The organism is Salipiger pallidus, assembly GCF_014643635.1.
Lineage (GTDB): Bacteria > Pseudomonadota > Alphaproteobacteria > Rhodobacterales > Rhodobacteraceae > Salipiger > Salipiger pallidus.
Genome location: NZ_BMJV01000006.1, coordinates 149,593 through 168,853, shown reverse-complemented (window position 1 = coordinate 168,853; position 19,261 = coordinate 149,593). Strand labels below are relative to the sequence as shown.

Below are 19,261 nucleotides of genomic sequence, written 5' to 3'. Positions count from 1 at the left end.
CCGGTGCGCCGTACCGGCAACACAGTGTCGTCAAATAAGCAACACCTGCGTGCCAACCTGTGCCATCTCGTAAAGTTCTTCGACATGGTTGTTGTACAAACCAATGCAGCCATTGGACGATCTACGGCCGATCTTGCGCGTGTCGTGGGTGCCGTGGATACGGTAGTAAGTCCAGCTCAGGTGCATGGAGCGGGTGCCAAGGGGGTTGTCCGGGCCGGGACCGACGTAATCGGGCCACTCGGGGTTGCGCTCTTTCATCGACGGGGTCGGGCGCCAGTCGGGCTCGGGATCCTTCAGCGTGATGCTGGTCCGGCCACGACGAGTCAGATCCTCGGTCAGCGGAACCGAGCAGGGGTACAGATGGTACGTGCCGTTTTCCTGCCAGTAGTGCAGAGCGCGCGACGTGGTGTCCACCAGGATCGCACCGTTGGTCAGGTTGCTGAAATGCCCCTGCCAGTCGAGCGTTCGGAAGCTCGAGGCATTGCGGCGGATCACAGGAGAGATGTCGCGCTCGATCTCGACGGACCCGGTAAAATCTTGAGCCAGCGCCGGGGAGGCAACAAGTGCTGCCCCCGACGCGAGAAAGGCGCGGCGATCAAAGCTCTTCTTAGCCATGTTGATTTCCTCGTGCAGCGATGAGAGGGTAAATGCCCCGCTAACGGGACTTGCCGGCATATTACTGCCGCGAGGCTAGTGCCGTAAAGCCTCAGTCGGCGGATATGAGGCTCGACACCGGCGTTATCACGCCTATGTGCGTTTGATATGATGTCTGGCGGGCTGTATTCGTCTGTCGAAACTTGAATGTAACAAGGCTGTACTATGAACCGACGTTCCTTCCTCGCGGTCTCCGGCGCCCTGCTTGCCGCGGCCTGTGCCCCTGCCGTCACCACACCGGTCACCCTTGGCCCCGATGGCAAGCCCCTGCCCCGCGCGTACCGCATCCCGCCCGGATCCGAGGCGGACATCGAATACAGCATGCTTGATTCCGTGAACTCGCTGCGCCAGGCGCGCGGGGTTCCGCAGCTTCAGCTGAACGCGCAGCTCAACGCTGCCGCCGCGACCCATTCGCGCGACATGGCAGTGCAGAATCGCCCTTGGCATTTTGGCTCGGACGGCTCGTCGCCGATCGACCGGGTGCAGCGCGTGGGCTACAGCGGTCGCCTCATCGGCGAGAACATCTCGGAAACCTACGAGACCGAGCTTGAGACCCTTGCCGCCTGGATGGAAGATGCGCCGACCCGTGACGTCATCCTCGACCCCACCGCCCGCGATCTGGGCTTCGCATGGTATCAGGAAGACAACGGCAAGATTTGGTGGACACTGGTCACCGGCGCGCCGGGCATGGCTGCGACGCCGGGCATGTGACCCCGCGACATGGGGTAATGACAAAGGGGGCCGTGAGGCCCCCTTTTTTCATGATCTGGTGCGATGTTCCGGCATCAGGGCTGGATGTAGATCGGCGTGCCGTCCTGCACCATGGCATAGACATCCTCGATCTGTTTGTCGGTCAGCGCGATGCAGCCCCAGGTCCAGTCCTGCTTGCGGTTCTTTGAGTCCTTGGGTGGACCGCCGTGAATGAAGATATCGCCACCCGGGCTCTTGCCCATCGACGCGGCAAAGGCCCGGTCGTAGGGATTGGGGTAGGACAGCCCGATGCTGAGATGGAAGTTCGAGTTCGGGTTGCGCCGGTCGATGAAATACATGCCCTCAGGCGTACGGCCGTCGCCTTCGAACTGCTTGTGCCCTTCGGGCTGGAAACCAAGCCCGATATCGTAGCTTTCCTGCACCTTCTGGTGGTGCATCAAGTACATCTTCCGGTCGCTCTTATCGACCAGCACCGATGTGATCTCGGGGCCATTGTACGTCTTGAATTTGCTGGGGGTGCCGCACGCCGCCAGCATCCCCGCAAGGGCAATGAATAGGGTAAGCCTGATAAACCGCATTTGTCCGCTCGTGTTTTTGTCGGGTTCTTTTTGCGAATCTTATATCGCAAAATTCCCGAACGGCCTAGCGTCGCGCGCAGCGTCGGCGCGAAAATGTCAGCCTCACATCAACCTCACGGACGCGTGAAGGCGGCCACCAGTTCCACGTGAGTCGACCAGCGGAACTGGTCCACGACCCGCAGCCAGTCCAGCGTGTAGCCCGCTCCCACCAGCGCCGCAGCGTCGCGGGCGAAGGTTACCGGGTTGCACGACACGTGAGCGATTCGCGGAATGCGCGCCTCAACCAGCTGGGCGATCTGCGCCTCGGCCCCGGCGCGTGGCGGGTCGATCACCGCCGCCTCGAAGCGGCGCAGCTCGTCCGGCAGCAGCGGATTTCGGAACAGATCGCGCGCCTCGGTGGTGACATGACGCAGCCCCTTGGCCATGCGCCAGCCCTTGTCGAGCGCGGCGGTCATGGCCTTGTCGCCCTCGACCGCGTGCACCCGCGCGTTTTCCGCCAGAGGCAGCGCAAAGGTGCCGCAACCGGCGAACAGGTCGACCACGTGCCCGGCATCACCCACGATCTCGCGCACGTCCGCCAGAAGCGCGGCCTCACCTTCCGGGGTGGCCTGCAGGAATGCGCCGGGAGGCGGCACAACCTCTGCGCGGCCCATGACCTGCGTGGCGGGCATCCGGGTCAGCGCCACCTCGTCGCCCCAGGCGATGCGGGCGCAGCCATGGGCGCGGGCGATGGCCGCAAGGTCCGATTGCAACTGCGCATCAAGCTCCTTGCCACCGGTGACGGCGACATCGAGGCCCGAGCCGCTTTGCGTCACCAGCACCGAGATCTCGCCCTTGCGGCTGGCGCCGAGCACAGCGAGCTCCTCGACCAGCGGAAGGGCGGCGGCGAGCGCGGGATCGACCAGCAGGCAATCGGGGACCGAGATGATCACGTCCGACCGTTTCATGTGGAACCCGGCCAGTGCGCCCTTCTTGGTGCGGGTGGCCGAGAATGCCGCCCGGCGACGGGTCTGCGGGGCCGAGATGGCGCAGGGACGGAAATCACATTCCAACCCATGGGCTGAGAGGGCGTTGCGCACCACCTGCTGTTTCCAGCTTTCGGTGAAATCCTCGCGGGCGTGCTGCAACTGGCAGCCACCGCAGCTGCGGGCGTGGCGGCAAGGGGCCTTCACCCGCATCGACGACGGGGTGAGGATGCGCGGCGCGGCCATCTGGTCGCCTGCGACCTCGCCTTCCACCACTTCGCCGGGGAGTGCGCCTGGCACGAAGACGGTGCCATCCGCGCCCTGCGCGATGCCGTCTCCCTGGTGCCCGAGCCGTTCTATCATGACCTGTTCCATGGCCCCCCAAATGCACCGCAACGGCGCGCCCGTCCAGTCCACTATTCGGCGGCTTCGTCGGCCTCGGCCATGATGAACCCGCCGGACTGGCGGTTCCAGTAGCGGGCATAAAGCCCGTTCTGCGCCAGAAGTGCGTCATGGGTGCCGGCCTCGGCGATGCGACCGTGATCAAGCACGATGATGCGGTCCATTTCCGACAGGGTCGACAGGCGGTGGGCAATGGCCATGACGGTCTTGCCCTCCATCACCCGGTCGAGCGCCGACTGGATCGCCGCCTCGACCTCTGAATCGAGGGCAGAGGTGGCTTCGTCGAGCACGAGGATCGGCGCGTCCTTGAGGATGGCGCGGGCGAGCGCGATGCGCTGCCGCTGCCCGCCTGACAGCTTGACGCCCCGCTCACCCAGATGCGCGTCATAGCCGGTGTTGCCCATGTGATCGCGCAGGGACTGGATGAACTCATGCGCTTCGGCCTTTTCGGCGGCGGCGATGACCTCGTTCAGCGTCGCATCTGGCCGACCGTAACGGATGTTGTCCAGCGCCGAGCGGTTGAACATCGCGGTTTCCTGCGTGACCATGCCGATCTGGCGGCGCAGGCTTTCCTGCGTCACCTCGGAGATGTTCTGGCCGTCGATGTAGATGCCGCCCTTTTCAGCGTCGTAGAGCCGCAACATCAGCGCCACCATGGTGGACTTGCCCGCCCCCGAGGCCCCGACGACCCCCACCTTTTCACCGGCGGCGATATCCAGCGCGATCCGCTCGATCCCACCTTCCTCGCGGCCATACGAAAACTCCACGTCTCGGAATTCGATCCGGCCCTCGCGCACCTCCAGCGGCTGCGCACCGGGCGCATCCAGCAGCGTGTGCGACGGCGTGATGGTCCGGATGCCATCCTCCAGCTCGCCGACGTTGGCGTAGATCCCCATGAGCACGAAGCTGACCCAGCCAGTCATCTGGCTGAGGCGGATCGCCACGGCGCCGGTGGCGGCGATGTCGCCCGCAGTGACGAACCCGCTGCTCCAGAACATCAGCGCCGAGCCGATGAGCACCACGGGAAGCGTGCCCGCCAGCGCCATCAGCCAGAACCGGAACTGCGCCGAGACATGCCCGAAGGCGATGAAGCGTTCACGGTAGGTGGCCATGGCCCCCAGCGCGGCCTGATCCTCGAACTCGTCATGGGCAAAGAGCTTGACGGTCTTGATATTGGTTACCGTGTCCACAAGCTGCCCGGTGACCATGGCGCGCGCCGCCGCCCGAGCCTTGGACCGTTCGCGGATGCGCGGCATGAAGTAGTTGATCAGGAGGGCATAGCCCACGATCCAGACCACCAGCCCGATGGCGATGCGCCAGTCAATGGACCCCACCAGCAGCAGCGAGCCCACCACCGAGGCCAGCGCGAAAAGGATCGCCTGGATCACCTCGGACACGGTTTCATTGAGCGCGCGCGCGGTCTGCATCTCCTTCTGAGAGATGCGGCCCGCGAAATCATTGTCGAAGAAGGTCACCGAATGGCCCAGCGTGTAGCGGTGTACGCGGCTGAGGATCAGGTTGAAGACGTTCGGCTGCATGACGACCGATTGCGCATAGGCCGACAGGCCAAGCACTGCCGGGCGCAGCAGGATGAAGAACGCTGCGCAGCCCAGCAGGAACATTCCCTGCTCGGCCCAGAGCGCGCCCGGTTCGGTTTCTGTCGCCCGGTCGATCACCGCGCCCAGCATCCACGCGCTCAGCACCTCGGTGATGCCACCCAGCGTCGACAGCAGCGCCGCCGGAAGCAGCACCGGCCATGCGCCTTTCAGCGCCCAGCGCACGAAGCGCCCAAGCGTCTGCGGCGGCGGGGTCTGCGCGCGGGAAAATGGGTCTATCATGTCGGAAAGGGTCATTCCGCGGCCTTCTCGGGATCGTTGCTGGCTTGGGCGCCCTGGCTGTCCGGGTCCATGAACCCTCCGGACTGGCGGGCCCAGAACGATGCATATAGGCCGCCCCTCTCCAAAAGCACGTCATGGGTCCCCTCTTCGGCGATCTTCCCACCGTCGAGCACAAGGATGCGATCCATCTGCGCGATGGTCGACAGGCGGTGCGCGATGGCGATCACCGTTTTGCCCTGCATCATGCCGTAAAGCGTATCCTGAATGGCGGCCTCGACCTCGGAATCGAGGGCGCTGGTGGCCTCATCCAGCAGCAGGATCGGAGCATCCTTCAGGATTACCCGCGCCAGCGCGATCCGCTGCCTCTGCCCGCCTGACAGCTTCACGCCCCGCTCGCCCACGTGGGCGTCGTAGCCGGTGCGCCCCTGAGCGTCCTGAAGGCCAAGAATGAACTCATGCGCTTCCGCACGTTTCGCGGCCTCGATCACCTGATCTTCGGTGGCGTCCGGGCGCCCGTAGCGCAGGTTGTCACGGACCGAGCGGTGCAGCAGCGTGCTATCTTGCTGGACCATGCCAATCGACCGCCGCAGGCTGTCCTGCGTGACGTCGGGCAGCGCCTGCCCATCAAGAAGGATGCGCCCCGATTCCGTGTCGTAGAAACGCAGCAGCAGCTTCACCAGGGTCGACTTGCCCGCCCCCGACCGTCCCACGAGGCCGATCTTCTCGCCCGGTGCGATGGTCAGATCGATGGCATCCAGCCCGCCGTGCCCGCGCCCGTAATGGTGGGTCACCTTGTCCAACACGATCTCACCGCGCGTCAGCGCCAGCGGTTTGGCATCCGGCGCATCGGTCAGCTCGATGGGTTGGGCGATGGTCTTCATCCCTTCGGACACCACGCCGAGCTGGCGGAAGAAAGTGGTGAGCGCCCACATGATCCACCCGGTCATGGCGTTGAGCCGCAGCGCCAGCGCAGTGGCGGCGGCAACGATGCCAACGCTGGCCTCGCCTTGCATCCACAGCAGGATGCCCCAGCCGGTCACCCCGACGATCAGCAGCCCGTTGAGCGCCACGAGCGCCACGTCCATGATGGTATAGAGCCGCATTTCCCGCTGGAACGTGGCGCGGGCCTGGTCGATCGCCTCGCGGGCGTAGTCCAGTTCCTGCCCGGACTGGGCGAACATCTTGACGCTGTGAATGTTGGTATAGGCATCCACCACCCGGCCATTCACCATGCTCCGCGCCTCGGACGCCGCCTCGGAGGCGGGACCGACCCGGCGGATCGTCCATGTCATCAGCGCGGCGTAACCGAGCAGCCAGAAGACCAGCGGCAGCATCAGCCGAATGTCCGCATCCCCCAGCACGATAGCCGCGCCAGCCACGTAGGCGATGGCGAAGGTCAGCGCGTCGAACACCTGGAACACCGCCTCGCCAGCGGCGGGAGGCGTCTGCATGATGCGGTTGGCGATGCGCCCGGCGAAGTCGTTCTCGAACCAGCCGACGGACTGGCGCAACACCTGCCCATGCGCCCGCCAGCGGATCAGCGTGCCGAACTGCGGCATGATCGCGTTGTTGAGAACCAGCACGTCCAGCGCCTGAATGAGCGGCCGTATGAACAGCAGGAACAGCCCCAGCAGGATCAGCGCGGTGCCGTGATCCTCCCAGACCTGCGCAGGCTCGCCGGCGAGGATGTCGACCACCCAGCCCATGATCCAGATCAGCCAGATCTCGACCGCGGCCACCGCGACGGACAGGAGCCCCGCACACACGAACAGCTTCCGGAACGGCTGGGCGTACTCCATGATGAAAGGCAGCAAACGCTGCGGGGGTCGGTCGGTACTGGCGTGGGGCGTGTAGGGATCGACCAGGTTTTCGAAGAAGCGGAACAAGGGTGCTCTCCTGTGTCTGGAGCGCGGAGTGTTACCGATTCCCTACAGGAAGACCATGACGGAAAAGCTGCCCAGCAGAAGGGCCATCACACGGGTAAAGACCTTCCACGCGGTCGGTGTCGTCAGCAGGTAGGTGAGCATCGCGCCAGCGCTGGTCCAAAACAGGCAACAGATGAGATTGATCCCCGAAAAGGCCGAGCCAAGCCGCAATGCCTCGGCCCACGCGCCCCCTGCCCCGGGATAGGCGGAGGCTGCGGCCAGCGCCACCGCCCAGACCTTCGGATTTACCCACTGGAACAGCGCCGCCTCGAGGAAGGTCATGGGTCGGTCACGCTCTGCCTTGCCCTTGCGCGCCTGTGAGTTCCACAGCCCCCATGCCATCCACAGCATCCAGAGGCTTGCCGCCACCTTCAGAACCAGCTCGAGCATCGGCGCCTGAGCCAGTAGCGCCGCGATACCAAGCCCGGTCAGCCCCGCCGTCACACCAACGCCCACCACCACGCCGAAGAGGTGTGGCAGGCTGGCGCTCAGGCCGAAACGGGCCCCCGACGACGTCAGAAGGATGACGTTCGGGCCGGGCGAGAACAGGCCGAGGAAGACAAAGACGTAAAGCGGGTCGATGGTCATTGCAGAAGGTCATCCCGAGACAGAGTGAAGCCCGAGGCGATCCACGCACGTTCGAGCCGCTTGAGTTCCTCACCCAGCGCGGGACCCTCGAAGGCGGGCATGAGGTCGCGCGGTTTCACGGGAAACGCGGCCTCGGCACCTTTCGTGATCTGCGCTTCAGTATCCGCCGCGGGGGGCTGTTCGAAGGTGGCTGCCCGCAGCGCGGCCAGCTTGCGCGCGGTGTCTGGCCCATGCCGCCAGGCAATCTCGGGCAAGTCGGTCATCTCGGACATTAGTGTCTGATAAAGCTCGAGTTGCCGCCTCTGCGCCTTGGACAGCCTCAGGGTCCGGGCATCAGCCTCCCCCGTTGCCGCCAGCCGCAACAGCGGATCGGGCGCGACGCCCAGCGCTTCTTCGACATGCACCAATGGCCCAAGGGCGCGGGCGCTGGCCCCTGGCAGAACTCGCGAAAGCACCCCCGCCTGCTCCATCGCGGCGGCCGAGGGCGCGGGGTCTGGCGCGGCCATGAGGCGGGTCATCTCCTGCCCCACCCTTTCAGCCGAAAGCGCCTCGAGCCCTTTAAGGTTCGCGGCGATCCCCGCGAGCGCCTCGGCATCAAGCCCCAGGTCCGGGTCGCCGTACCAAGCGTTGAAGCGGAAGAAGCGCAGGGTGCGCAGGTAATCCTCGCGGATGCGCTGGCCCGCGTCACCGATGAAGCGCACGCGCCGAGCCTCGAGGTCCGGCAGTCCTCCAAGCGGGTCCAGCAGCGTGCCGCGCGCATCGGCGTAAAGCGCATTCATGGTGAAATCGCGCCGGGCTGCATCCTCGGCCACGTTGTCCGAAAACCGCACCACCGCGCGGCGGCCATCGGTTTCCACATCGGCGCGGAAGGTGGTGACCTCGTGGCCAATACCGTTCGCGACCACGGTGACGGTGCCATGGTCAATCCCGGTGGGCACGGGCTTCAGCCCGGCTGCTTGCGCCAGCTCAATCACCCGTTCGGGCGGTGCATCTGTTGCAATGTCCACATCGGCCACGGGCGCGCCGATCAGCGCGTTGCGCACGCAGCCGCCCACGGCAAGCGCCACATGGCCGCCCGCCTCGAGCATCTTAAGAACCGATTGCGTTTCATCGCGGCTCAGCCACTCCCCCCCGACCGTGCTCATGGATGCATCCGTGCCGCGAGGGCCCTCAGCATTCGCGCCGTGGCGCCCCAGATGTAATAGGGACCGAAAGGAGCCACGTAATAGAGCCGCCGCTGACCACGCCAACGTCGGCCCTCGATGCGGAAATTGGCGGGATCGGTGACGTGGTCGAAGGGCACGCGGAAGATCTCAGCCACTTCACCGGGTTCGGCGACCGGGCTGAAACCGTCCTTCACAAGCCCCAGAACGGGGGTGACGAGGAACCCCGTCACCGTCTCATGGGCGGGCATCGTTCCGAGGATCTCCACCGATGCAGGAGGCAGGCCAACCTCTTCATGCGCCTCGCGCAGCGCGGCAGCGACAGGGCCGTCATCGACGGGTTCCACCTTGCCGCCGGGGAACGCGATCTGCCCGGGATGGTGTTTGAGCCGGGACGACCGCTTGGTCAGGACAAGATCGAGCCCGCCTGCCCCAGGAACAAAGGTCACAAGAACCCCGGCCTCGCGCAGCTTGCGCCCTTCGGGCAGGACAGTGCCGGGGTTGAGGTCGAAATCCGAAGATGGCGCACCCGGCGCCTGCAACGCGCGGCGCAAGGCTGCGATCTGGTGGTCGATGCCTGCGCCGGTCTCCGTCACCTCTTGGCCTCGAACCCTACGGAAGCGGGGTCCATGTCGTAATGGGCACCGCAGAACTGGCAATCGGCGGTGACCCTGCCGTCCTCGGTGGTCATCTTCTCGATGTCCTTGGCCGAGTAGATCGACAGCGACTGGCGCACCTTGTCCTCAGAGCAGGTACAGCCAAAGCGCACCGCCTGCGCGTCATAGACCCGCGGCTGTTCCTCGTGAAACAGGCGGAACAGCAGGTCGGTTGGCGGCAGATCGGGGCCGATAAGCTCGAGCTCATCCACCGTGTCCACGTGGAAGTTGACGCGGCGCCAGTTCTCTTCCTCGTCACCCTGCACCAGATCCTCGGGGCGCAGCAGGCCGTTTTCACCGCTGCCGCCGTCCTGCACGAAGGGCGAGGCCTTGGGCATGGTCTGCACAAGGATGCCGCCAGCGCGCCAGCTGCCCGACCCGTCGGCGTTCATCGCCTTGCCGTAGTTCAGCTTGAACCGAGTCGGCAGCTGCTCAGACTGGGCGAAATACCCCTCGGCGCTGGCTGCGAGCGACCCGCCCGCCAGCGGGCTGATGCCCTGGTATGGCGTGTTCCCGGGCCCTTGGTCGATCAAGACCGCAAAATACCCCTCTTCGAGCTGATCGAAGGCGGGGGCATCGGTGACCTGGTCGCGGTCAAAGCTGGCGTAGGCACGGATGCGGGCCGGCTCGCCCTCGTTCTCGGGGGCGTAGTAATCGGTCGCGATCATGCGCAGGGCACCGCGGGTCTGAACCTGCAGAGACAGTTTCCACTGCAGCTTGATGGTCGGACCGATCAGCGCGGTCAGCAGCACCATTTCGGCCACGAGCGTTTCGATCGGCTCGGGGTAATCATGCTGGGACAGGACACCGTCCAGCACCCCGTCAAGGCGTGCGACGCGTCCGCGAATGTCGGAAATATCGAGCTGGAACGGGAGGACGCTGTCATCCCAGGCGAGTTTGCTGCCGATGGTCATGGGGTTTCCTTGTGTGCCGGGCCTTGGCATATCGGCCCCATATAGGACAGGATCCGCTCGGAAAAAAGGGGACACCCAATGATCGCCCGCTACGGAGACGCGCCCGAAGAGGGACGCCGCTACACCCTGCGCCCCGGCGCCTACGCCATCCTGGAACGGGACGGCGCGCTGCTGCTGACCCATCAGGAAACGCCCTGGCCGGAATTTCAGCTGCCCGGCGGCGGGATAGATGCCGGTGAACAGCCCCTCGCCGCGCTGTACCGCGAGGTCTACGAGGAAACCGGCTGGCATATCGCGCGGCCACGGCGGCTCGGAGCGTTCCGGCGCTTCACCTTCATGCCTGAATACGATCTCTGGGCCGAGAAGCTGTGCATCATCTATGCCGCCTTCCCGGTCCGCCCGGTCGAAGCCCCGCGCGAGCCGGGGCACACGGCCCACTGGGTTCCGCCGGATGTCGCGGTGGACGTGCTCGGGAATCCTGGCGACGCGGATTTTGTGCGGCGCTGCCTGCTCTGATCGCCGGGGTCATGCCCTTGTACCGAATTCGACCAGCGCGGCAGAGACGTCATCGGACAGGACGCTGCCAGGCCGCGTGCGCTGGCTCAGCCGCCAGTAAAGATCATCAAGGAACTCGGTACCCCGCGCATCGAGACATTCCGCCGCAAGCTCGGCCAGCCCCTGCTGGTTGAGCATGCCACCCCCGGGAAGCTCCGTTTCAGTGATGCCGTCGGAATAGAGAAGGAGTCGGTCCCCGTCGTGAAGCGTGATCTCGATCGGCGCGTAGGACACCCCGCTGATCAACCCGATGGGCAATCCGCCATCGCCGATGAAATGCATCGCGCCATCCGCCCGGATGACCAGTGGCGGCGGATGTCCGGCCTGCACCAAGGTCACACGTCCGGTGCCAAGATCCAGCGTCAGGTAAGCCATCGTCAGGTATTCGAGCACCCCGGGATCCGCCGAGAGCCGATCGTTGAGGCGAAGCGCCACCTCCTCTGGAGGGCGGTAGACCGGCAGACCGGTGGCGTCACGGGCCAACGCGATGTTCTGGTCCGGGAAATCACTGCCAAGGTAGCCCGCCACCCGCGCGGTCATGAGCGCGGAGGTGATACCATGGCCGGACACATCGATGCTATAGACCCCCAGCCCGCTGGGGTTAGGGCCGAACATGCCCACCAGATCTCCACCCACATGCCCGCAGGGCTTGAGCAGCAGGCTGACCTGTGCCGGGCCGAACTGTCTGCTGCGTTCAGGAACCAGCGCCTCTTGAATGGTGCGCGCCTGCCGCAGGTCGCGGTCGATGGCATCATAGGCCTGGCGCAGCTGATCCAGGGTTCGGGTCAGTTCCCGCTGCATCGACAGGATGCGCCCCCCTGCATTCATCCGCGCGCGCAATTCGTCCGCATTCACCGGCTTGGTCAGAAAGTCATCTGCCCCCGCATCGAGTCCACGTGCGATTTCCCCCTTTTCACTTTTCGAGGTGAGAAGGATGAAATAGCCGTAGCTGTCGCCGCTCATGGCCCTGAACTGGCGACAGAATTCCAAGCCGTCCATGCCCGGCATCATCCAGTCCGACAACACTGCGTCGGGCATGACCTGACGACAAAGCTCCAACGCCTCTTCCCCGCTTTCGGCCTGCCAGACATCGAACCCCCAACGCTTCATCATGACGCTGAGGATCTTGAGCTGTACCGGGCTGTCATCCACGATCAGCACCCGCCGAAGCGGGGCCGAGGCGGGGCTGCCGGCCGTGGTGATGTCGAAGGCTTCCGAGTGCAAAGGCGTTCCTGACGGGCATTTCCCTCAGGCCGGGTCTATCCCACCAGATTTAACGCATCCTTTAGGCTAAACCTTTTGCCAGACCTCCCTGTTCTAACCTTCCGTTCATCTTTTGCGCATTAGTGTCGCAGGCAGGAGGTGAGCGATGATCGATTGGAACCGCATCGCCGAACTGCGTGACGAAATCGGCATCGATGACTTTCACGAAGTCGTCGACCTATTCCTCCGGGAGGTGGAGGATACGCTGGACCACTTGCCTGACGCCCCGTGCGATGCGGCCAATCTCGAGAGGCAGCTGCATTTCCTGAAGGGCAGCGCTCTGAACCTAGGGTTCAAGAAGCTTGCCGCGCTGTGCCAGGCCGGAGAGGTCGGCGCCCGCAATGGCGTGATGGATGCCATAGACACCGGGCGCATCAGGACAGCTTATGTCGAATCCCGATCAGAATTCTTCTTGGAACTTGAGGCCAGGCTGGCCGCCTGATCCCCGGACCGATCAGATCAGGAACTGCGCCAGCACGTCATCTTCAGTGATGTCACGATAGCTGTACCCGCGCGAGTCGAGGATGTCGTAGAGACGCGCGAAATTGCCCGGGTCCGAGGTTTCGATCCCGATCATCACAGAGCCGAAGTTGCGGGCGGATTTCTTGAGGTATTCGAACCGCGTGATGTCATCCTCCGGCCCGAGGAACCCGAGGAAATCCTTCAGTGCGCCGGGCCGCTGCGGCAGGCGCAGGATGAAGTATTTCTTCACCCCGGTGTACCGCTGCGCCCGTTCCTTCACCTCGGGCAGACGCTCGAAATCGAAATTGCCGCCAGAGGTGATGCACACCACCGTCTTGCCCCGGATCGCCTGTCCGAGATCCTTCAGCGCGTCGACGGACAGCGCCCCAGCAGGCTCGAGCACCACGCCCTCGACATTGAGCATGTCGAGCATGGTGATGCACAGACGGTTCTCGTCGATGGTCAGGGTGCTGGCCACGCCCACGCCCTTGAGCGCCTCGAAGGTGCGCTCACCGATACGCGCCACCGCCGCCCCGTCGGCGAACGTGTCCACCCGGTCCAGCGTCACCGGATGCCCCGCCTCGAGCGCTGCCCGCAGGCAGGCGCCCCCGGTGGGTTCCACGAAGGTATAGCCGGTATTGGTGCCGAAATAGCTGAGCATCCCGGCCGAGAGGCCGCCACCGCCCACGGGAACGATGACATGGTCAGGCACACGGCCAAGCTGGGTTTCGATCTCGAACGCGACGCTGGCCTGACCTTCGATCACGTCGTCATCATCGAAGGGCGGCAGGAACTGCCCGCCTTTTTCAGCGCAATAGTCCTTGGCCGCAGCCAGCGTGTCATCGAAATAGTCGCCAGTCAGGACGATTTCGATGGCATCACCGCCAAAGATCCGGGTCTTCTGGATCTTCTGGTCCGGCGTAGTGACCGGCATGAAGATCACGCCCCGCGCGCCGAAATGGCGGCACATGTAGGCCACCCCCTGCGCATGGTTGCCGGCGCTGGCACACACAAAAAGCTCCGTGCCTTCCTGCTTGCGCATGGCGTTGAAGGCCCCGCGCAGCTTGTAGCTGCGCACCGGGCTCAGATCCTCGCGCTTGAGCCAGACATCCGCGCCGAACCGGTCGCTGAGATGGGCGTTGCGCTGAAGCGGCGTCTCGGGGAAAACCTCGCGCATCGCCTCGGCTGCGGCGCGGGCCCTGTCATGAAAGCTGGTCATGCCCGTGGAATGACCCATCGCCAGCCACAAGGCAAGCGCTAGTCGATGGGGCGGCCTTCGATGAAATGACCGTAAAGCGTCGTCAGGATCGACACGCCGATCATCGTCACGAACCAGTTCACCACCACCGAATAGATCAGCGAGACGACCGAGCTGGTGTTCCCGTCGATCATCGCGGGCACGGAAATCAGAACCTGCGCGCCGATGACGATCAGCGCCAGCATAAGCACGGCCTTGTCGCCGTCGCCCGTCGCCTGCCAGCTTTCACGCATGGTCAGCGGGCGGCCCACCGCAGCGGCGGGCAGCACGAGGCCGACCCGGAAGAACAGGTAGCTGATCAGCCCCACGAGGCCGAAGGACACTATGCCGAGAAGCCCCGGCACCGCCATGGCCGCCGATACCGCGATGCCGCCGACCACTGCCAGCACCACCCCGAGCGCGAAGGCAATCACGATGGACTTCCACACATAGCTGCCAAGCTCGGATCCACGCCAGCGCGGCAGGAAGGCCGCGGGCTCTTCGCCCTCGAGCGCGTAGCGATGCCAGCCCACCGCGATCCAGAGGCTGGTGACCAACGCAAGCACGGCCAGCACCAGCGCCTCGAACGGCATGCCTCCACCCTCGGGCATGTCCACCGGGTCTGCGGGCAGGCTTGATGTGGCGTTGAACACGACGACCTGCATGGCGACCTGCACGAGGTACAGCCCTAGCGAGATTCGCAGCGCGACGTCGAGGTTGTCGAGAACCATCCGCACCGAGTGTAGAAAGATCTTCCAGCCCATTCGCTCGCCTGCCTTTGCACGTTTTTTACCGCAATGTCTGCGCATGGCTAGCACAGCAGCCCCCGTGGTCAACGTGGCAACCTTGCTCCCGGCATCAAAAGGCTATAACCCGCGCGGCAGATTTCACGGAAGTCACGGAAGGAAGCCCGCATGTCCGCGCCCAAGAAAGTCGTCCTGGCCTATTCCGGTGGCCTCGACACCTCGATCATCCTCAAATGGTTGCAGACCGAGTACGGCTGTGAGGTGGTGACCTTCACCGCCGACCTAGGACAGGGTGAAGAGCTCGAGCCCGCCCGCGCCAAGGCCGAGATGCTGGGCGTCTCCAAGGTCTACATCGAAGACCTGCGCGAAGAGTTCGTGCGCGACTTCGTCTTCCCGATGTTCCGGGCCAACGCGCTGTACGAGGGGCTGTACCTTCTGGGCACCTCGATCGCGCGTCCGCTGATTTCCAAGCGCCTCGTCGAGATCGCCGCCGCCGAAGGCGCCGATGCCGTGGCGCATGGTGCGACCGGCAAGGGCAATGACCAGGTACGGTTCGAGCTGGCGGCCTACGCGCTCAACCCCGACATCAAGGTGATCGCGCCGTGGCGCCTGTGGGACCTGACCTCGCGCACGAAGCTCATCGACTTCGCCGAGAAGAACCAGATCCCGATCGCCAAGGACAAGCGCGGCGAGGCTCCCTTCTCGGTTGATGCGAACCTCTTGCACACCTCCTCCGAGGGCAAGGTTCTCGAGAACCCCGCAGACGAAGCGCCTGATTACGTGCTGCAGCGCACCGTTCCCGTGGAGCAGGCCCCGAACGAGCCCGAGTACATCGAAGTCGGCTTCGAAAAGGGCGACGCGGTGTCGATCGACGGTGAGGCGATGTCGCCCGCGACGATCCTCACCAAGCTTAACGAGCTGGGCGGCAAGCACGGCATCGGCGTTCTGGACCTCGTGGAAAACCGCTTCGTGGGCATGAAGTCTCGCGGCATCTACGAGACCCCCGGCGGCACCGTCCTGCTGGAAGCGCACCGCGGCATCGAGCAGATCACGCTCGACAGCGGCGCCGGCCACCTCAAGGACTCGATCATGCCGCGGTACGCCGAGCTGATCTACAACGGCTTCTGGTTCTCGCCCGAGCGCGAGATGCTGCAGGCCCTGATCGACAAGAGCCAGGAGCATGTCACCGGCACCGTCCGTCTGAAGCTCTACAAGGGCTCGGCACGCACTGTCGCCCGCTGGTCCGAGCATTCGCTGTATTCCGAGGCGCACGTGACCTTCGAAGAGGACGCTGGCGCTTACAACCAGGAAGACGCAAAGGGCTTCATCCAGCTGAACGCGCTGCGCCTGAAGCTGCTGGCTGCACGAAACCGTCGTCTCAAGGGCTGACCCTCGCCACATCGCTGAAACAAGTGACCCCCGCCGGATACGCATCCGGCGGGGGTCTGCTTTCGTGCGTAAGAAAACACGAGGCACCGGTTTGGAACGATGCCCCTACTGGCACTGAAGCCGCCTCCGAGTGAAGGGATGGAGACGACCTTGAAAGGCGCGTCAGGGGTTGAGACGGCCTTTCGTGCAAGCGTTCCACATTGGGATGGAACGCTTGCGGGGATCTGGGGTCACTCGGCGGTGATGACCGTCATCACCAGCTCATCGTTGACACGGATAGGGCCGTCTTCAGATGCGCCGAGGGTGTATTCGAAGATGCCGGTTTCCGAGCCACCGTCTTCACCGTGGACCATCAGCATCAGCATGTCGCCCGATGCGACGTCTTCGGTGAGGATGGCGGCGACATCCATGGTCTCGCCGGCGCGGAGCGGTGCGTGGCCGACAACGGGGCCCGGTGCCATCTCGGAGTCGGTACGGTGCACGACGAGCCAGCCGTTCTGCTCGGCGGTGACCTTATCGGCGCTTACCACGCCATTGGACACATCCTGATCCATGGCTTCAACGGCGTTGCTCATGTGGTCGTCAGCGAATGCGGCGGTGGCGGTCAGTCCAAAAGCGGCGGTCAGTGCGAGGATTTTCATGGTCTCTCCTGTCGTGTTTTCGGTCTTCCGATGGCCAGTTCGACCTCGGTTCTGGCGAATACACGGAGGACGGGAGTGACTGGTTTCAGAAAATCCGATTTTTTTGCAGGTTTTTGCCTTGGCGCAGCGTCTGTCACATCGCCCGTTCGAGAAGCTTTTCGTAGTGAGGCATGACCTTCCGGCACAGATCAGCGTTGCGCCCCTCGAGCGCTGGCACCGCGCCTTCGGGATCGGGGAAGCCGGTCCAGCGGTGCGCATCCTCGTACCAGTAAGACGCCCAGATGCCCTCTCCCGGGTGGCCGCCACTGGGCCATGATATCATGTCCGGAAGGAAATCGAGGCCGATGGCATCGCACAGGTCCGTCAACCGTCCCTCAGGGTCTTCGAGAATGTCCCCCATGCATATGACATGAGGCTGCAGACCAATTTTCACTACATGGTCGAACAGCTCTGCCTGCACCTCGTACCCGAGGTCGTGTTCTGTGGGTGTCTCGAGCCCTTGGGCAAAACTCGATATCACGCGCGCCGGGTCGCGGATAAGGAAGACATGCGTGCAATCCTTCATGAATTCCCGCGGGATTCCACGGATCATGTGCGGACACATATGCTTGTGTAGCGCATGCGCCTTGCCGTCGGGGATGGGCCCAGAAAGAGACCTAGCCACCTCCTTGGCAGTACGGACCCGGTCGCGCCGGATCTCGTAGGACATTGGATGCGGCAACCAGGTGCGCCGCAGGTAAGGGCCATAGAACGGCTCATCCACGACATGGAAGTCGGGCCTGTTGCCGAAGGCATACATCATCGCCGTCGAAAGACTTCGCGGCACGGACCACATCGCGATTCTCATGTGGACACCCTGAGGCAGGAAAGTTGACAGATGGTTTCCCCGCGCAGGTCTTTCGTAACCCTCCGCCTCGCTCACCTTCCGGTGAAGCGACGCCCACGGGATTGATCCGCCCGCCACCCTGCACCAGCATTACGGACAGAGGAGAACCGCCATGCCCCATATTTTTCGCAGAGCCACCCGTCTTGCCCTTGCCAGCCTAGCCGCCATCCCACTGCTGACGGCCCCTACTTTTGCCGCAGAACAGAAGATTACCGTCGCCGGTGGCTGCTTCTGGTGCGTGGAGGCCGACTTCGAGAAGGTCCCCGGCGTCATCGAGGCGGTGTCCGGTTATACCGGCGGGTCCACCGACAATCCAAGCTACAAACAGGTCAGCCGCGGCGGCACTGGCCATTATGAGGCGGTGCAAATCCGGTATGACGACAGCAAGGTCAGCCGGGACCAGCTGTATTCGCTGTTTTTCCGGTCCGTCGATCCGCTTGATGCCGGTGGTCAGTTCTGCGACCGGGGCGAAAGCTACCGCACTGCGATCTTTGCCTCGGGCTCCGACAAGGCCGCGGCGCAGCAGGCCAAGGCCAATGCCCAGTCCGCCCTTGGTGCAAAGGTGGTGACCCCGATCCTGCCCGAACAGACATTCTGGCCCGCCGAGGCCGAGCACCAGGATTATTACAAGGGCGACAATCTCATCCTGAGCCGGTTCGGCCCGATCCGCCAGTCCAACGCATATGATCGCTACCGCGAGGCCTGCGGCCGCGATCAGCGCGTGCGCGAGCTTTGGGGCAGCGATGCGCCCTTCGTGGGCGGCTGACCCGAGGGGCCGATCACAGCCCCGAGTCCTGCAGGTCCTTGAGGTCGGGGATCGCGTCCGCCGCACCGTGCCGGGTGACCATCAGCGCTCCGGCCCGGCTTGCCAGCCGGATCGCCTGCTGCAGCGGCATCCCCCGGTCGAGCCCCGCCGCAAGGTAGCCGGTAAAGGTGTCGCCCGCGCCGGTCGTGTCGACAGGCTCGACCTTGGGCGTTTCGAACCGTTCAGCGGCCCAGCCATTCTCGGCCCGGTGCAGGCGCCCACCGTATCTACCTTCGGTGACGATGACACAGCCCACGCCAAGCTTGGGCAGATCCATCCCGGTCGTGGCCAGAAGCTGTTCCATTTCGATGGCGTTGAGCACGAGGATGTCGGTGTGGGGAATGACCTCGCGCGCGGCCTCGGCGTCGAAGGGCGCGGCGGCATAGATCACGCGCAGCCCCATGTCATGCGCCATGCGGGCAGCCTCGGCCTGCATCAGGGTTTCGTTCTGCAGCAACAGGATGTCCCCGGTCGAGGCATCGGACAGCGCCTGCGCGACGATATCCTTGGGGATCGCATAGTTGGCGCCCCGATGAATGATGATGCTGTTCTCGCCGTGGGAATCCACCATGATGATGGCGTGGCCGGTGGGTGCATCCACCGTCGCGATATGCCGCGTGTCGACGCCGTATTCCATCATCCGCTCGACGGCCCAGCCGCCATCCGCTCCGACGGCCCCGATGTGCAGCACCCGGCCCGCGGCCCGCGCGGCGGCGACGGACATGTTGGCCCCCTTGCCGCCCAGCCCGCGCCGCAGGTCTGTGGCGGCGAGGGTTTCACCGGGCGCGACCAGATGCGGCAGCGCATAGGACAGGTCCGCGTTGATGGATCCAAGGTTGTAGATCGTCACGATCCTGTCCTTTCTCTTTGAGTACAGGCGGGC

The 19,261-nt window shown here is 64.4% G+C and carries 20 protein-coding genes; 5 read left to right on the top strand and 15 right to left on the bottom strand.

Annotated features, from left to right (window positions below; genetic code table 11):
- Nucleotides 1–30: 30 nt before the first annotated feature.
- Nucleotides 31–615, bottom strand: a complete 585-nt coding sequence (locus IEX41_RS14965; protein WP_188791063.1) for a L,D-transpeptidase — start codon at nt 613–615, stop codon at nt 31–33.
- Nucleotides 616–819: 204 nt separating this feature from the next.
- On the opposite strand from IEX41_RS14965, the gene dalA reads away from it, so the two are divergent.
- The gene (gene dalA, locus IEX41_RS14960) at nt 820–1,365 is read left to right on the top strand and encodes a divisome-associated lipoprotein DalA (RefSeq protein ID WP_188791062.1); all 546 of its coding nucleotides are present in this window, start codon (nt 820–822) and stop codon (nt 1,363–1,365) included.
- A gap of 74 nt (nt 1,366–1,439) precedes the next feature.
- On the opposite strand, the gene IEX41_RS14955 is transcribed toward dalA, so the two are convergent.
- From IEX41_RS14955 to hslO, 8 genes are all read right to left on the bottom strand, one after another.
- Nucleotides 1,440–1,943, bottom strand: a complete 504-nt coding sequence (locus tag IEX41_RS14955; RefSeq protein ID WP_188791061.1) for a L,D-transpeptidase family protein — start codon at nt 1,941–1,943, stop codon at nt 1,440–1,442.
- A gap of 113 nt (nt 1,944–2,056) precedes the next feature.
- Nucleotides 2,057–3,283: a class I SAM-dependent RNA methyltransferase gene (locus IEX41_RS14950; RefSeq protein WP_188791060.1), complete on the bottom strand. Its 1,227-nt coding sequence runs from the start codon at nt 3,281–3,283 to the stop codon at nt 2,057–2,059.
- Nucleotides 3,284–3,324: 41 nt separating this feature from the next.
- Complete coding sequence (locus tag IEX41_RS14945; protein WP_188791059.1) at nt 3,325–5,163, bottom strand: ABC transporter ATP-binding protein; 1,839 nt, start codon at nt 5,161–5,163, stop codon at nt 3,325–3,327.
- Complete coding sequence (locus IEX41_RS14940) at nt 5,160–7,034, bottom strand: ABC transporter ATP-binding protein (protein WP_188791058.1); 1,875 nt, start codon at nt 7,032–7,034, stop codon at nt 5,160–5,162. The genes IEX41_RS14945 and IEX41_RS14940 overlap by 4 nt, the downstream gene beginning before the upstream one ends.
- A 42-nt stretch (nt 7,035–7,076) precedes the next feature.
- The gene (locus IEX41_RS14935) at nt 7,077–7,661 is read right to left on the bottom strand and encodes a LysE family translocator (protein WP_188791057.1); all 585 of its coding nucleotides are present in this window, start codon (nt 7,659–7,661) and stop codon (nt 7,077–7,079) included.
- Nucleotides 7,658–8,806 (bottom strand): CCA tRNA nucleotidyltransferase, encoded by a 1,149-nt coding sequence (locus IEX41_RS14930; protein WP_188791056.1) that lies wholly within the window; start codon nt 8,804–8,806, stop codon nt 7,658–7,660. Before IEX41_RS14930 ends, IEX41_RS14935 begins: the two co-directional genes overlap by 4 nt.
- Complete coding sequence (locus IEX41_RS14925; RefSeq protein WP_373285642.1) at nt 8,803–9,420, bottom strand: CoA pyrophosphatase; 618 nt, start codon at nt 9,418–9,420, stop codon at nt 8,803–8,805. Before IEX41_RS14925 ends, IEX41_RS14930 begins: the two co-directional genes overlap by 4 nt.
- Nucleotides 9,417–10,394, bottom strand: a complete 978-nt coding sequence (hslO, locus tag IEX41_RS14920; RefSeq protein ID WP_188791055.1) for an Hsp33 family molecular chaperone HslO — start codon at nt 10,392–10,394, stop codon at nt 9,417–9,419. Before hslO ends, IEX41_RS14925 begins: the two co-directional genes overlap by 4 nt.
- Before the next feature lie 78 nt (nt 10,395–10,472).
- On the opposite strand from hslO, the gene IEX41_RS14915 reads away from it, so the two are divergent.
- Nucleotides 10,473–10,910 carry an NUDIX domain-containing protein gene (locus IEX41_RS14915; RefSeq protein WP_188791054.1) on the top strand — a complete coding sequence of 146 codons (438 nt, stop codon included), beginning with the start codon at nt 10,473–10,475 and terminating at the stop codon, nt 10,908–10,910.
- Between the two features lie 9 nt (nt 10,911–10,919).
- On the opposite strand, the gene IEX41_RS14910 is transcribed toward IEX41_RS14915, so the two are convergent.
- Nucleotides 10,920–12,173, bottom strand: a complete 1,254-nt coding sequence (locus IEX41_RS14910; RefSeq protein WP_229673255.1) for a PP2C family protein-serine/threonine phosphatase — start codon at nt 12,171–12,173, stop codon at nt 10,920–10,922.
- 145 nt (nt 12,174–12,318) lie between these two features.
- Here IEX41_RS14910 and IEX41_RS14905 point away from each other — a divergent pair, with 145 nt between their 5' ends.
- Nucleotides 12,319–12,654 (top strand): Hpt domain-containing protein, encoded by a 336-nt coding sequence (locus tag IEX41_RS14905; protein ID WP_188791053.1) that lies wholly within the window; start codon nt 12,319–12,321, stop codon nt 12,652–12,654.
- 12 nt (nt 12,655–12,666) lie between these two features.
- Here the strand turns inward: IEX41_RS14905 and ilvA are convergent, their stop codons facing one another.
- The gene (ilvA, locus tag IEX41_RS14900) at nt 12,667–13,893 is read right to left on the bottom strand and encodes a threonine ammonia-lyase IlvA (protein ID WP_188791052.1); all 1,227 of its coding nucleotides are present in this window, start codon (nt 13,891–13,893) and stop codon (nt 12,667–12,669) included.
- 38 nt (nt 13,894–13,931) lie between these two features.
- On the bottom strand, nt 13,932–14,675 hold the full coding sequence (locus IEX41_RS14895) for a hypothetical protein (RefSeq protein WP_188791051.1): 744 nt from the start codon (nt 14,673–14,675) through the stop codon (nt 13,932–13,934).
- Nucleotides 14,676–14,825: 150 nt separating this feature from the next.
- Between IEX41_RS14895 and IEX41_RS14890 the strand changes: the two genes are divergently transcribed.
- Nucleotides 14,826–16,046, top strand: a complete 1,221-nt coding sequence (locus IEX41_RS14890) for an argininosuccinate synthase (protein ID WP_188791050.1) — start codon at nt 14,826–14,828, stop codon at nt 16,044–16,046.
- Between the two features lie 230 nt (nt 16,047–16,276).
- Here the strand turns inward: IEX41_RS14890 and IEX41_RS14885 are convergent, their stop codons facing one another.
- Nucleotides 16,277–16,687, bottom strand: coding sequence for a DUF7282 domain-containing protein (locus IEX41_RS14885; RefSeq protein WP_188791049.1), 411 nt, complete (start codon nt 16,685–16,687; stop codon nt 16,277–16,279).
- Between the two features lie 133 nt (nt 16,688–16,820).
- Nucleotides 16,821–17,534: a sulfotransferase-like domain-containing protein gene (locus IEX41_RS14880; RefSeq protein ID WP_188791048.1), complete on the bottom strand. Its 714-nt coding sequence runs from the start codon at nt 17,532–17,534 to the stop codon at nt 16,821–16,823.
- A 151-nt stretch (nt 17,535–17,685) separates the two neighbouring features.
- Here IEX41_RS14880 and msrA point away from each other — a divergent pair, with 151 nt between their 5' ends.
- Entirely contained in the window at nt 17,686–18,339 is a 654-nt protein-coding gene (gene msrA / locus IEX41_RS14875) for a peptide-methionine (S)-S-oxide reductase MsrA (protein WP_188791047.1), read from the top strand.
- A 13-nt stretch (nt 18,340–18,352) separates the two neighbouring features.
- Here the strand turns inward: msrA and IEX41_RS14870 are convergent, their stop codons facing one another.
- Nucleotides 18,353–19,228 (bottom strand): ribokinase, encoded by an 876-nt coding sequence (locus IEX41_RS14870; RefSeq protein WP_188791046.1) that lies wholly within the window; start codon nt 19,226–19,228, stop codon nt 18,353–18,355.
- Between the last annotated feature and the right edge of the window lie 33 nt (nt 19,229–19,261).

What these genes read in the sequence shown, in the direction of transcription:
- IEX41_RS14905 (WP_188791053.1), top strand. Translation starts at nt 12,319, where the DNA reads ATGATCGATTGGAACCGCATCGCCGAACTGCGTGACGAAATCGGCATC.
- IEX41_RS14885 (WP_188791049.1), bottom strand. Translation starts at nt 16,687, where the DNA reads ATGAAAATCCTCGCACTGACCGCCGCTTTTGGACTGACCGCCACCGCC.
- IEX41_RS14950 (WP_188791060.1), bottom strand. Translation starts at nt 3,283, where the DNA reads ATGGAACAGGTCATGATAGAACGGCTCGGGCACCAGGGAGACGGCATC.
- IEX41_RS14915 (WP_188791054.1), top strand. Translation starts at nt 10,473, where the DNA reads ATGATCGCCCGCTACGGAGACGCGCCCGAAGAGGGACGCCGCTACACC.
- dalA (WP_188791062.1), top strand. Translation starts at nt 820, where the DNA reads ATGAACCGACGTTCCTTCCTCGCGGTCTCCGGCGCCCTGCTTGCCGCG.
- ilvA (WP_188791052.1), bottom strand. Translation starts at nt 13,893, where the DNA reads ATGACCAGCTTTCATGACAGGGCCCGCGCCGCAGCCGAGGCGATGCGC.
- IEX41_RS14930 (WP_188791056.1), bottom strand. Translation starts at nt 8,806, where the DNA reads ATGAGCACGGTCGGGGGGGAGTGGCTGAGCCGCGATGAAACGCAATCG.
- hslO (WP_188791055.1), bottom strand. Translation starts at nt 10,394, where the DNA reads ATGACCATCGGCAGCAAACTCGCCTGGGATGACAGCGTCCTCCCGTTC.
- IEX41_RS14965 (WP_188791063.1), bottom strand. Translation starts at nt 615, where the DNA reads ATGGCTAAGAAGAGCTTTGATCGCCGCGCCTTTCTCGCGTCGGGGGCA.
- msrA (WP_188791047.1), top strand. Translation starts at nt 17,686, where the DNA reads ATGCCCCATATTTTTCGCAGAGCCACCCGTCTTGCCCTTGCCAGCCTA.
- IEX41_RS14955 (WP_188791061.1), bottom strand. Translation starts at nt 1,943, where the DNA reads ATGCGGTTTATCAGGCTTACCCTATTCATTGCCCTTGCGGGGATGCTG.
- IEX41_RS14935 (WP_188791057.1), bottom strand. Translation starts at nt 7,661, where the DNA reads ATGACCATCGACCCGCTTTACGTCTTTGTCTTCCTCGGCCTGTTCTCG.
- IEX41_RS14890 (WP_188791050.1), top strand. Translation starts at nt 14,826, where the DNA reads ATGTCCGCGCCCAAGAAAGTCGTCCTGGCCTATTCCGGTGGCCTCGAC.
- IEX41_RS14880 (WP_188791048.1), bottom strand. Translation starts at nt 17,534, where the DNA reads ATGAGAATCGCGATGTGGTCCGTGCCGCGAAGTCTTTCGACGGCGATG.
- IEX41_RS14895 (WP_188791051.1), bottom strand. Translation starts at nt 14,675, where the DNA reads ATGGGCTGGAAGATCTTTCTACACTCGGTGCGGATGGTTCTCGACAAC.
- IEX41_RS14945 (WP_188791059.1), bottom strand. Translation starts at nt 5,163, where the DNA reads ATGACCCTTTCCGACATGATAGACCCATTTTCCCGCGCGCAGACCCCG.